This window comes from Caballeronia concitans (assembly GCF_001544615.1).
GTDB lineage: Bacteria > Pseudomonadota > Gammaproteobacteria > Burkholderiales > Burkholderiaceae > Caballeronia > Caballeronia concitans.
Genome location: NZ_FCNV02000004.1, coordinates 96,625 through 109,630, shown reverse-complemented (window position 1 = coordinate 109,630; position 13,006 = coordinate 96,625). Strand labels below are relative to the sequence as shown.

Annotated in this window: 10 protein-coding genes; 5 read left to right on the top strand and 5 right to left on the bottom strand. The window is 62.9% G+C overall.

All coding sequences use genetic code 11. From position 1 onward, the window contains the following. Positions 1-210 precede the first annotated feature (210 nt). The 5 genes from AWB72_RS12820 to AWB72_RS12800 all read right to left on the bottom strand — a co-directional run bounded on the left by AWB72_RS12820 (position 211) and on the right by AWB72_RS12800 (position 8,055). Entirely contained in the window at positions 211-2,325 is a 2,115-nt protein-coding gene (locus AWB72_RS12820; protein ID WP_040052444.1) for a phosphocholine-specific phospholipase C, read from the bottom strand. Positions 2,326-2,353: 28 nt separating this feature from the next. Further along, positions 2,354-2,638: a hypothetical protein gene (locus AWB72_RS12815; RefSeq protein ID WP_040052443.1), complete on the bottom strand. Its 285-nt coding sequence runs from the start codon at positions 2,636-2,638 to the stop codon at positions 2,354-2,356. A 103-nt stretch (positions 2,639-2,741) separates the two neighbouring features. Continuing rightward, positions 2,742-4,541, bottom strand: a complete 1,800-nt coding sequence (locus AWB72_RS12810) for a GGDEF domain-containing protein (protein ID WP_040052442.1) — start codon at positions 4,539-4,541, stop codon at positions 2,742-2,744. A gap of 104 nt (positions 4,542-4,645) precedes the next feature. After that, positions 4,646-6,196: a methyl-accepting chemotaxis protein gene (locus AWB72_RS12805; protein WP_040052441.1), complete on the bottom strand. Its 1,551-nt coding sequence runs from the start codon at positions 6,194-6,196 to the stop codon at positions 4,646-4,648. A 188-nt stretch (positions 6,197-6,384) separates the two neighbouring features. Continuing rightward, positions 6,385-8,055 (bottom strand): purple acid phosphatase family protein, encoded by a 1,671-nt coding sequence (locus AWB72_RS12800; RefSeq protein WP_040052440.1) that lies wholly within the window; start codon positions 8,053-8,055, stop codon positions 6,385-6,387. A gap of 165 nt (positions 8,056-8,220) precedes the next feature. On the opposite strand from AWB72_RS12800, the gene AWB72_RS12795 reads away from it, so the two are divergent. The 5 genes from AWB72_RS12795 (at position 8,221) to phnV (ending at position 13,004) form a co-directional block, all read left to right on the top strand. Beyond that, positions 8,221-8,988 (top strand): DUF2278 family protein, encoded by a 768-nt coding sequence (locus AWB72_RS12795; protein WP_040052677.1) that lies wholly within the window; start codon positions 8,221-8,223, stop codon positions 8,986-8,988. 127 nt (positions 8,989-9,115) lie between these two features. Continuing rightward, positions 9,116-10,207, top strand: a complete 1,092-nt coding sequence (phnS, locus tag AWB72_RS12790; RefSeq protein WP_040052439.1) for a 2-aminoethylphosphonate ABC transporter substrate-binding protein — start codon at positions 9,116-9,118, stop codon at positions 10,205-10,207. A 71-nt stretch (positions 10,208-10,278) separates the two neighbouring features. Further along, positions 10,279-11,292, top strand: a complete 1,014-nt coding sequence (gene phnT / locus AWB72_RS12785) for a 2-aminoethylphosphonate ABC transport system ATP-binding subunit PhnT (RefSeq protein ID WP_244285626.1) — start codon at positions 10,279-10,281, stop codon at positions 11,290-11,292. Next, complete coding sequence (locus AWB72_RS12780; RefSeq protein WP_040052437.1) at positions 11,270-12,172, top strand: 2-aminoethylphosphonate ABC transporter permease subunit; 903 nt, start codon at positions 11,270-11,272, stop codon at positions 12,170-12,172. The genes phnT and AWB72_RS12780 overlap by 23 nt, the downstream gene beginning before the upstream one ends. A 46-nt stretch (positions 12,173-12,218) precedes the next feature. Then, the gene (gene phnV, locus AWB72_RS12775; protein ID WP_040052676.1) at positions 12,219-13,004 is read left to right on the top strand and encodes a 2-aminoethylphosphonate ABC transport system, membrane component PhnV; all 786 of its coding nucleotides are present in this window, start codon (positions 12,219-12,221) and stop codon (positions 13,002-13,004) included. Positions 13,005-13,006: the final 2 nt, after the last annotated feature.

Sequence of the window (13,006 nt, the reverse complement as noted above, 5' to 3'; positions counted from 1 at the left end):
TCGCGCCCTCGTCGTGGGGATGCTCATGCTCGGCGGTAGTGCTCCGTCGCACGTGCCTGAATAGCTCAGCGAATCTCATGGGAACCTCCTTTCGCAGCGAACCCGCCGCGATATTTCAGTCTACTCCGGCTGAGTCGTGGGGTTCAAGTTCCGGACGCGCCAGGCACGCTTACAACGAAGCACGGACGGCGCAAGCCGCCCGTGCTTCGCTCAGTCGGCAAGCGCCGGATCGCTCATGCTGTCTTGTCCGGTCTCGACGTGCCCGGCCAGACGACGTTCGAACGTGCTGTCCGTATCGACGGTGACGCGCACGTCGTACCACCCGTGCGACGCGCGCAAGTCGAGATAGACCTGCGCCGTCTCGCCACCGGCGACTTTTCGCGTGACGTTCTTCGAGGCATCGTAAGCGTTCTCGATCTTGAACGTGCACGGCCCGCTTCCGAGATTCTTCAGTCGCAGTTGGAGATTGCCATTCGCGACGTCATAGCCTTCCGCGATTTCGGGCAGCGCTTCCTCGCGCGACCACCAGCTGTGCGACGAACCCGCTGCCTTGCCCGCAATGTGCCGCAAAAATCCGTTCGGACCATGCACGACGAAGTCGTAACGGCCATCCGCTTGCGTGGAAACGCGATCCGCCAGGCGCTTGTTCGATTCGACCGTGTATGTTCTCGGCGCATCCGCGCTGCCGTTGCGGTAGAGCAGAAACACCGCGCCCGCCGCGCCCGTGTTCACGAAGTCGAAAGCCACCGCGCGTCCGGATGCATCGGCCTGCGTGCGCACGAACAGTTCATAAGGCAGCGCACGCGCAGGACGCACGCCGGGCTCCTGCTTCGGCATCGTGGAGACGACGGGCGGCACCGGCACGTAGTCCGGATGACGCGCCTTGTCGGTCGGCGCATAAGTGGCCGTGCTCGGCAGCGACGGCACGCGGCTGTTCGGATTGCGGAAGTCGAATGCGGATGTCAGGTCGCCGCAGATCGCGCGTCGCCACGGCGAGATGTTCGGCTCGTCCAGACGATGCGCGCGGCCGAAGCGCTTCTGGATGAATCGAATGACCGAGGTGTGATCGAAAGTTTCGGAGCACACCCAGCCGCCGCGCGACCACGGCGACACCACGAGCATCGGCACGCGAGCGCCGAGGCCGTATGGACCGGCCGCATACTTCTGGCTGCCCGGGAAGATTTCGGCGCTCGTATCAACCGTGGAGAGTCCGTTCGCGCTCGACATCGGCGGGAACGGCGGCACGATGTGATCGAAGAAGCCGTCGTTCTCGTCGTAGTTGATGAGCAGCGCGGTCTTGCTCCATACGTCCGGATTCGACGTCAGCACTTGCAGCACCTGATCGACGTACCATGCGCCATAGTTCGCCGGCCAGTTCGGATGCTCGGAGAACGCTTCGGGCGCGACGATCCACGACACCTGCGGCAACGTGCCGGCCTGAACGTCTTTCCTTAGCATGGCGAAGTAATCTTCACCGGCAGCTGCATTGGTGCCGCGGCGTGCCTTCTCGTAGAGCGGGCTGCCCGGCTGCGCGTTCTGATACTGCGTGAAGTAGAGAAGCGAATTGTCGCCGTAATTGCCGATGTACGCGTCCTGCGTCCAGCCCCACGAGCCTTTGGCATCGAGCCCGGTTCCCACGTCCTGATAGATCTTCCACGAGATGCCCGCGCGTTCGAGCACTTCGGGGAACGTGGACCATCCATAGCCCGCTTCCGCGTTATCGATGACAGGACCGCCGCCCGTGCCGTCGTTGCCGACATAACCGGTCCACATGTAATAGCGGTTCGGGTCCGTCGATGTGTTCGTCGAGCAGTGATAGGCGTCGCAGATGGTGAACGCATCGGCGAGTTGATAGTGGAACGGGATGTCGTCGCGCTTCAGATACGCCATCGTCGTCGTGCCCTTGTACGGCACCCACTGATCGTATCGGCCGCCGTTGAACGCGCCTTGTCCGCTCGTCCAGTCGTGAGGCAAGTCTTGCAGGAACTGCATGCCGAGATTGGATGCGCCCGGATGGAACGGCAGCACTTCGCCCGCACCGGCCGCGATCGGCTGGTGGTAAACGGTCTTGCCATTGGGTAGACGTACCGCGCGCTTGTCGCCGAAGCCTCGCACGCCGCGCAGCGTGCCGAAGTAATGATCGAATGACCGGTTCTCCTGCATCAACACGACGATATGTTCGATGTCCTCGATCGATCCATGACGATTGTTCGCCGGTATCGCGAGCGCCTGGCGAATGCCGAGCGGAACGATGTTCAGTGCGGCTGCGGCGCCGGCGGTTTGCGCGGCGGCACGAAGGAATTCACGTCTGTTCTGGTTTGTCATCCGGGTATCGAGGGCAAGGAGAAAAGTTTCAGTCGACGGTGTGAATGACGGGCGCAGCGAGCGCATTCGACGCAGGCAGCGCGGGCGCGGGGCGAGTCGTGTGCGATGTCGCGGACATCGCCCAGTCCTGCAGTTCGCTCGTTTGTGCCGTCGGTGCGGTGGGTGCCGTGGATGCCGTCTGCGCCGCACGCGATGGTGCGGCCGTGCTCGTGTCGACTGCCGTGTCGTGTTCGCTGTCGCATCCGCCAACGATTGCGCACGCGAGCGTGATGAGGCACGCCGCGACGAGGCGGCGTTGCTTGGCGTGATTCATTGCTTCTCCGTCGGGCGTGGGCGATGCTTTCAGCGTTCGCAGAATAGCGACGGCGTGTGTAAGCAATGTGACGCACGCAAGCGCGCGGGAATACGCATCGGCGTCAGTCGATGCCACCGTCACCGGTGAATTCGATGACGACGATGCCGATGGTGTCGCGCTTGGCCCGTTGCTTCGCGATGGATGCGACCTTGCTCAATTGCGCGGCCGCGCGCAACTGACCGGGCCGCACGGCGACGCCGCCTATCGACATTCTCACGAAATCGAAGAACGCTTGCCTGGCAAAGCGGTCTTCGCCGACGATGCCGCCCGCCGCGCGATCCTCGGTGGAATAGTAGCCACGCACCTTCTCGTTGAATTCACCGGCGGCCCGGCTGATTCGTTCATACCAGTCGCCGCTTTGAAAGAGGATCAGGAAATCGTCGCCGCCTATGTGGCCGAGAAAGTCGCCATCAGGATCGCACGCGGATGACAGTGCGTCCGCTGCGGCCTTCAGCACGGCGTCGCCTTGCCAATAGCCATAGCGATCGTTGAAGGGCTTGAAGTGATCGAGGTCCGCATAGCAGGCGACGAACGCAACGCCGCTGTCGATCAGACGCGCGATGTGCGCGCCCAGCGGCAGATTGCCGGGCAAGAACGTCAGCGGATTCGCATGGCGCGCGGCCTCGAGCCGAAGTTCGGTCACGGCACGCACCGCGCTTGCGCCCGCGATCAACCCGACATACTTGCCGTCATCCACCACGATGAAGCCGTCGGATAACGCATGCTGTTCGTCGTCGGTCAATAACGTCGCGATGGTCTCGATGCTGGCCGTGCGCTCGATCGACACCGGCTCGCGATTGGCGAACTGCATGCACGCCCGCTTGCCGAAGAGTTCGCGATGGTAAGGCAGCGCGAATTGGTCCATGAGCGATCGGCGATTGATGAGCGCAACGGGCGTGCCTTCGCTATCGACCACGGCGAGCGCATGAATGGAAGGCAACGTGTTGAACAGATGCACGGCGTCGTCGTTGCACGCTTCGGGCTTGAGCGTGGGCGCTTCGATGCGCATGGCTTCAAGTTGATTCGCGCTCTCGTGCACGTCGGCGCGGCGATGCTTCGTCGCGGGATAAACCGCGATCTGTTGCGATCGCAGGAGCGCAGCGGCGGACTCCGACACACGCGTGGCCGGCGTCTGCGATGGACGTCCGAGCAGGAAGCCTTGCGCGAAAGGAATGCCGAGATCGCGCACGATCCGCAAGTCGGCCGGGCTTTCGACGCCTTCCGCGATCAGCAAGGTGCCTGTCGCGTTGGCGAACGACACCATCGATTTGACCGCTTCGAATTTGACGGCGTTCTGCGCGATGCCGTGAATGAAGTATCGATCGACCTTGACGTAGTGAGGCGCGAGATGTGCCCACAAGCTCAAGGACGCATTCGCCACGCCGTAATCGTCCACGGCGAAGCGTGCGCCGCTCGCCCGCACTGCGTTGACCGACGCGGCGAAAACATCGAGATCGGGAATCCGGCTCTGCTCGGTCAACTCGATGACGAGCCGCTTTGCATCGGCATGGAGGAGCAATGCATCGCGGTCCGGCGCCGAGTTGATCGCCGCGGCACTGTAGTTCACGAAGAGAAGCGCGTCCTTGTTCGTTGCGCCATCGAAATAGGCGTCGATGCACGCCTTGCCCGCGGCGCGTTCGAGTTCGACGGCAAGCTCTTCATCGTGCGCGCGGGCGAAGAGGGCGACCGGCGACTCCAGCGCGCCGCCTGCGGGACCGCGTATGAGGCCTTCGTGCCCGATGACCGCGCCGTCCGACAGCCGCACGATGGGCTGAAACAGCGCTTTCAACGCGCACGATTCGATGAGCCGCGAGATGACCGGCTCGAAGCTCGTCCCACATTCCACTGTTGAAGAAGGCATAGCCACCGTCGATTCGTGCACCCGCGCGCGAGGATGCAGTCGTTGAAAAACGCCTCAGCGGATTGATCTAACCGCTGAGGCAGGCAGGCGATGAACGCGCGCGTTCAGCACGCTTCGAGCGTGAACGCGCGCATCATCGAAGTGAGGGCTTCGGCTTTCGTGCGCAGACCGTGTGCGGCCTGCACGCCGTCCTGAGCGAAGGCCGCGTTTTCCTGCGTGGTGCGATCGAGCATCGACATTGCGCCGTTGAGTTCGTCGAGATCGCGGCTTTGATCCGCCGATGAACTCGCAATCGAATCGATCAGTCCGACGAGGCCGTCCATCGTGCCGATGAGCCCGGAAGTCGCGCTGCCTGCCTTTTCGACGGCGACACCGCTGTTGTCCACTTCCGACGTCATGCCCTTGATCAACGATGCGATCTCTTGCGCAGCGGCCGCCGTGCGGCTCGCAAGGCTGCGCACTTCCTGAGCGACCACAGCGAAGCCTCGGCCCTGCGCGCCGGCGCGCGCCGCTTCGACGGCTGCGTTGAGCGCAAGCAGATTCGTCTGGAACGAGATGCTTTCGATGACCGACGTGATGTCGCGAATGCGCGCGGAATTCTCGACGAGGCCACGCATGCGCGAGACCGCTTCCTTCGCGGCCTTGTCGCCGTCTCTTGCCTGCGTTGACGCCGCGTTGGCGAGCGACCGTGCACGCGATGCGTGACCCGCGTTGTCCCGGACCATCGCGGCGAGTTCGTCGATACTGGCCGATGTCTGTTGCAGGCTCGCCGCCTGTTGCTCGGTGCGAAGCGAGAGACTCGTGTTGCCGTTCGCGAACGTCGCCGTGGTCTGCGCCATTGCATCGGTAAGCGAATTGATTTGGCCGATCATCGTCGCGAGTTGCTGACGCATTGCTTCCATTGCGGAGAGCAGGCTGCGCGGATGCTTCGCGGGCACTTCGGTGGACAGGTCGCCCGCTGCAATGCGATTCGCGAGTTGCGCGGCAACGGCGGGTTCGCCGCCGAGTTGCCGCAGCACGTTGCGCGAGAGCGAAGCGCACAACACGCCGACGATCACGAGACCGACAGCGCTCAACACGAGAACGACGATTTGAAGCACGCGTGCATCGACGATCGAGCGAGTGTATTCATCGTGGGCGGCCGTCAGTTGCCGCTGCCGCAATTGCAGGCCATCGTCCTGAAGCTTCTTCGACATCGGCTCGATGCTCTGCGTCTGAACCCACTGCGCTTCCGAAAGATTGTTCGCGGAAAGCAGCGTGATCGCGGGCTTGAAGCCCTTGTCACGCAGTGCACGCCAGTCCGTGGCAAAGCGGTTCGCAAGCGCGCGATCGGCGGCGTCGAGATCATGAGCGAGATACTGCTGCATCATGCGGTCGATCTGGTCGATGCGTTTGGCCGCTGAATCCACGACACGTTTCGTCTTTTCCGCCGATGGATCGAGGATCGCATCGCTGATGGCGAACGTGGTCTCGGTGGTGCCTTCGTTGATGATGGAGATGTTCTGCAATGACTGCGCGCGTCCTTCGAACATGCGCTTGAGCGCGGCCGTGCCGTTGGATGCGGCGAGCAGTCCTGCTGTGCCCGCCGCGGCGAGTGCTAGTGCCGCGACGATGCTGACGATGATTAGATGAGTTCGAACCGTGATGTTACGCATGAAGCTCCTGCATCGGGGTAGGGCAAAGGCGAACGCGTGGCGATGGTCTGCAGGCACGCGTCAGATGCAGGCTTTAACGGCCATGAGCCGGCTTAATTCAATGAATTGTTTGTGACACGATGCATCGCAGTGGTGCATGCATGGAGCCACGCATGCGTGAGATGCAGATGTCATGCGCGATGCCCGAACTACCTGCGGCACGTCTTCTCGAGCACGATGGTCTCGAACAGTTCGTACTCGCCGGTGGGCGTCTGGTCCGCGCCGGGCGCATGGTAGTAGCGCATCGTGATCGAACTCGTGCCGCCACGTTCGCCGGGATCGACATCGAAGACGGCGATGCCGTATCCCGTGCCGGTATCGCGTTGCGCGGACCAGATCGCATCTTCGACGGCATCGGCGACAGGGCGCACGAACGTCCCCGCCGTGGCGCCGGGCACGGGCCTGTTCGGCTTCGTGAACACTTTCGCTTGCGGCAGGCCGTTGCCCGGATCGGTGCCGTACACGTCGAGCGGCGCGCTCGTGCCGCCGCCGCCGAGTATCAGATGGATGGTGCCGTGCGTCGTGTCGATCGGATCGTTGGCGCGCTGAGAAGTCGTCGCCGGACGCGGCTGCAAGGTATCGACGCGTTCGCCCGTCACTGCATCGCGGCCCGCGTGATGATTGCAGCCGCGCACGGGATGGCTGCGCTCATAGTCGTGATCGTGACCGCATAGCACGAGGTCCACGCCATAGCGGTCGAAGAGCGGCAGCCATGCCTCGCGAATGCCCTTGTCCGAACCGTTGCCCGTCTTCGATGAACTCAGCGCGTCCTGATGCATTTGCACGACGATCCAGTCGATGTCGTCGTCATGCGATGCCTCGCGCAAGGTTCGTTCGAGCCAGCGCGTCTGTTCGCCGTTGCTGTAGCCGCGCACATAGAACGACGTGCCGGGCGCAATGGCTGCATGGCCGGTGCTCGCGGCAGGCACGAGCGGCGCGGGGCCGGCCACGAACGCGGCGGCGTCCTGATAGACGACATCGTCGGCATCGAGCGAGATGAAGAGCACCGAGCCGACGCTGAAGCTATACCAGCGTCCGGGGAAATGCGTGCCGTTGTCGGGCAGCGTATAGCGCGTGAGATACGAATCGAAGCCCTGTTTGCCGTTGTTGAACTCGATTTCATGGTTGCCGGGGCAGGGCATCCACGGCCTGTTCGCCGCCGACGTCTGAGCGTTGTTGCCGAAGTCGCGCCACACTTCAGGCTGATGCGCGGGGTTGAGATTCGCGTAACACAGGTCGCCGTTGAGCAGATGAAAGAGTGGCTGGAACCGTTCGACCGCCTGCACCGCGAAGCGGCTTTGCGGTGAAGACAACACCCATCCCGTGTTCGGCGTGGCCAGATCGCCGTAACTCGTGAAGCGGAATTTGCGGCGTCCTCGCGGCGCGGTCGTGAATGTCGCGCTGAAGGGCTGCGCGGCGTTGCTGTCGTTGTCGGCGGTGACTTCGTAGCGATAGGCCGTATCGGCGCGTAATGCGTGAATCCGTGCGTGATACGTGAAGACGGTTTCGCCGTTGAGACCATCGGTGTACGTGCGCTGCACGGCATGAATCTCGTGCGCATGGCCGTTATGTTCGATGATGCGTACGCGCGGCCTGATTGCCTGCGCAAGCGACGCCCAGCTCACGACAACCTCGCTCGTCGGATCTTCGCCCCACGTCAAATGAACCTGTTCAGGCGTTCCATCAGGACTCGATGTTTGAGCCAGCGCCGGCCCGCTCATGACATTCGCGGCGGTCGCGAGTCCTGATGCGCCCGCGAGCTTGAGGAAACCACGGCGCGATGCGATCGATGCCTCATCCTGCTGGTTATGCTTGACCATGAATGCTTAATCTCCGTGTGGGGAACCGATGCGTTCTCGTCTCGGAGACATTATGGTCAGGCGTGTGACCTCGCCGTGACAGAGCTTACGGAAGGTTTCAATCGAGCGTGCGGAACAGCGCGGCAACGCCCGCATCCAATGAGTTTTCACGCGAAGGAGAAACGCATGGCAAGCAATGAGTATGTCGTATTCAAAGGCAAGGTCAGGCTCGGCGTTCCCTTTCTGGACGGTTACAAGGGCGACCCGCATTATGTGATCGTCAGCGAGGACCCGAGCGGCAACGAGTTTCGCATCGTCACGAACGTGAAGTCCGACAGCTCGCTCACCGGGCCAGCGGGTTATCTCGTGCTCTATGTCTGGAACCAGTATTTCGAGCATCCGATGAACGCGGATCTCGACAATCTCGCCGCGGGCGTCACGGCGACGGGCTTCCCGAAACTCGACTATGTGCATGACAAGCGGCTCGTCGATCTCACCGCGATGCGTCCCATCCCGCTCGATACGAAGGACGAGCACAACGACATCAATGCACTGCTCAACGAGATGCTGCAACTGGACATGTCCGTGGACGGAATCGACTATGTTTATCCGACGCCGGGCTATCGCGACAATCGCCTCGGATGGAAGCCTATTAAGGACGTGACCGTGTACGGCTTCGGCTTTCTCTTCGAGCCGGGCAAGGATGGCCTGCATGAAACGCACATGAATCAGGGCAACCCGAAGCCCGCGCCGGGCAGTCACGTGAGGGATCATTCGAATGAGAACGGCGTGTTTCAGGACGGAGCGGTGATCGTCGAAGTGGACGGCAAGTTTCAGGCGTTGTTCGTCGCGTTCCAGACGCAACTCGTGCCGACCGACAATCGCGGGCGTCCCATTCCCGGCGAGTCGCATCCGATATTGCAATCGAATGCGAGCGTGAAACGCACTCCGTGAACGGTCACGCCGATGTAACGAAAGCCTGCGATGCTCGAAGGATGTCGCCAGCAAGAGAACCAAGCGTGCTGGCGACGCATCGATTCCAATCCTGCGCGCATCCGCATCCTTTCGGAGATCCTGCAACATGAAGCGAAATCGTCTCGGCGCCGTGCATATCCCAGCAGCGCGTATTGCGCTCGCCGTCGCCGGCGCGGTCATGACCGGCCTTGCACCGGTGTCCGCATTCGCGGCGGATGCCGTCGTTCTCTATACGGCCGACGGTCTCGAGAATCTCTACAAGGACGTGCTGCCTGCCTTCGAAAAGAAGGAGGGCGTGAAAGTGAACATCGTCACGGCGGGCAGCGGCGAAGTCGTGAATCGCGCAACGGTGGAGAAAGATTCGCCGAAAGCCGATGTGCTCGTGACGCTGCCGCCGTTCATTCAGCAGGCGTCGCAAAGCGGCCTGCTGCAGCCCTACGCGAGCGCGAACTATGCGAACGTGCCCGCGATTGCAAAGGCGCCGGATGCATCGTGGGCGACCTTCGTGAACAACTACTTCTCGTTCGCGATCAACCCGGAAGTCACGAAGAACACGCCGAAGACTTTCGCGGACTTGTTGCATCCGGACTACGGCGGACGCATCGCGTATTCGAATCCGGCGACCGCAGGCGACGGCATGGCGGTCATCATCCTGACGAGTGCGTTGATGGGCGAGGACAACGCGTTCTCGTATCTGCGCGATCTGGAGAAGCACGCGAAGTTCCATACCAAAGGCACGGGCTATCTCGACGTGCTGCTTTCGCGTAACGAGATCGCGTTCGCGAACGGCGACTTGCAGATGGATCTCGACGACGCCGCGAACGGCGGCCTCTCGCTCAAGCCCGTGTTCCTTTCCGCGAAACCCGGCGACGCGCCGACCACGTTCCAGCTTCCGTATGCGATCGGCCTCATCAAGGGTGGTCCCAATCAGACGGAAGGCAAGAAGCTCGTCGACTATCTCATGTCGAAGGAAGTGCAGGCGAAAGTGCCTGACATCTATGGCATTCCGGGCCGCACCGACGTGCCGCTGACAGGCAAGAACGGCGATACGGTCAAGCAGGCTATCGCGGGCGTGAAGCTGATTCCGGTCGACTGGAATCACGTGATGGACAAGAAGGCCGCGTGGACGACGCGCTGGAAAAACGACGTGATCGGCAATTCGGGCAAAGAGACCGAAGTGGTCAAGCCGAAGTCGTGAACACACTCGCGCTTTCTCCGCGCAGCCGCGATAACGCAACTGAGCTTGCGCATGAGCGTGCGTTCGACGGCGTGCGCATCGAGCACTTGAGTGTGCGCTTCGGCACGCGCACGGTGCTCGACGATCTCTCGCTCAGCATCGCGCGCGGCGAGTTCCTCACGGTGCTCGGCCGCAGCGGTTGCGGCAAGACGACGTTGCTGCGCTTCATCGCAGGCTTCGTCGAGGCCGATGGTCTCGCGGGCCGGCTCACCGTCGCGGGGCGCGATCTCACGCACATGCCGCCGTTTCAGCGCAATCTCGGCGTGCTGTTTCAAAGCTATGCGCTGTTCCCGCATCTTTCCGTGTTCGACAACGTCGCGTTCGGCTTGCGCGCGCGGCGTCTGAAGAAGGCGGACATCACGCGGCGCGTCACCGATGCGCTCAAGCTCGTGCAACTCGGCGACGCGGGCCACATCATGCCCGCGCAACTCTCAGGTGGCATGCAGCAACGCGTCGCTCTGGCGCGATCGCTCGTCATCGAGCCGGATGTGCTCTTGCTCGACGAACCGCTTTCCGCGCTCGATGCGAATCTGCGTGCATCGGTGCGAAGCGAATTGAACGCGCTGCACGAGCGTCTGCCGAATCTCACTATCGTTTGCGTCACGCATGATCGCGACGATGCGCTCGTGCTCTCGGACCGCACACTGTTGATGCGCGATGGCCGTATCGCGCAACTCGGCACGCCGCGCGAACTGTACGACGCGCCCAACGACGCGTTCGTCGCGCGCTATCTCGGCGCGGCGAACCTGCTGCCGCCGTCGATCCTGTTCGCGCTCGGCGATGCGCGTCACGGTGAGCGCAGGAAGCTCGCGTGCATTCGTCCCGAGTGCCTCTCGATCGTGCCGCTCGGCGATGCGCGTTTGCACGGCACGATTGCATCCGTCGAATGGTATGGATCGGCGTTGTCGGTCTCGGTCGAGCTCGATGCGCTGCCCGACGAACCCGTGCTCGTTTCGATGCAGCGCGGCCACGGCCGCATGCCTGCGAAGGGCGCGCGCGTGTCTTTGAAGTACGAGGTCGAAGATGTCGTCCTTGTCAGCGAGTGACGCACTGTCCGGCCACAGCCATGCGCATGCGCGAGCCAAGGCGCGTCGCGCGCGCCGTGCGCAGTGGCAGTTGTGGTGCATTCTCGTCGTGGTGCTCGGGCCGCTCGTCATCTATCCGCTCATGCGCCTGGCCGCGCTCAGCGTCACCGGCGCACACGGCTTGACACTGCATGCGTATGCCGCATTTTTCGGTAATCCCGAGACGCGCGGCGTCATCGGGACGACGCTCGGCATTCTCTTCGCGAGCGCAACGCTTGCTTCATTGCTCGGCGTGCTGATTGCATCGATGCTGTTTTTCAAGCCGTTTCCCGGTGCGAAGCTGGGCACGCGCTTTCTCGAACTCTTCGTTGCGTTCCCTTCGTTTCTGGTCGCGTTCACGCTGATCTTTCTCTACGGCTCGCAAGGATCGGTGAGTATCGGCATGCAGAAGCTCTTCGGTCTTCAGGCACCGCCGCTCGATTTTCTCTTCGGCATCGGCGGCGTGATACTCGCGGAGGTCGTGTTCTATGCGCCGTTCGTGGTGCGTCCGACGCTCGCATCGTTCGCAACGCTCGACATGCGGCTCGTCGAAGCGGCGAAGAGCCTGGGCGCGGATTCGTCGATGGTCGCGTTCAAGGTCATCTTGCCGCTCGCGTGGCCGGGCATCGCGGCGGGCACCATCCTCTGCTTTCTGCTGACGTTGAACGAGTTCGGCATTCTGCTCGTGCTCGGCAGCGCGCATCTCATCACGTTGCCGACGGCGATCTACAGCGCGGCCACCGTCGATCTCGACTTGCCGGCGGCATCGGCAGGCGCGGTTGCGATGCTCGCGATGTCGTTATCGCTCTACGCGTTGTATCGGCGCGTGAACGTGCGCGCGGGAGGACGTGATGGCCGCTGAATGGCAACTGCGCACATCGGCTGCGAGGCCGTTCTCCGTGAGACGCATGGGCGCGTGGCTGATCGCGGGCATCGCGGCGCTGCTTTGCGTGTGGCTCTTCGTGTTGCCGGTGATCGTCGTGGCGTTGTCGAGCGTCGCGGCGCACTGGTCGGGAACCGTGTTGCCCGATGGCGTCAGCCTGCGCTGGTTCGAGCGCCTGAGCAGCAGCGACTTCGATGCCGTCACCACGAGTCTCGAGATCGGCTTCGGCGTCGCCGTGCTCGGCACCGTGCTTGGGCTTTGGCTTGCGCTTGCGCTGGAAGGACGCGACCGGCGCGGCGTCGGCGCGTGGGTGGACATGATCGCGATGATGCCCAACGGTGTGCCGAGCGTCGTGCTCGGCCTCGCGGTGTTGATCGCGTATCACAAGAAGCCGCTCGATCTTTCAGGCTCGGCGGCCATCGTCGTGCTGGTGCAGCTGGCGCTCGTGCTGCCGTTTTGTTATCGGTGCGCAGCAGCGGCGTTGCGCGCCGAGCTGACCGTGCTGCGCGAAGCGGCGGCAAGTCTCGGCGCGCCGCCCGCGATGGTGCTCGTGCGCGTCGTGCTGCCGCAACTCGTGCCGGCCATTCGCGCGAGCCTCGCGCTCGCGTTCGCGTTGTCGCTCGGCGAACTCGGTGCGACGCTCACCGTGTATCCGCCGGGATTCGCGACGGTGCCGATCGTCGTCGTCGGGCAAGTGAATCGCGGGTATTACTTGCCGGCGTCGGCGCTCGCGTTGATTCTGCTCGCCGTGTCGCTGGCCGCGTTGCTGCTGATTGCCGCGAAGGCGCCGCGATTGCGCATCAATCGATAGCT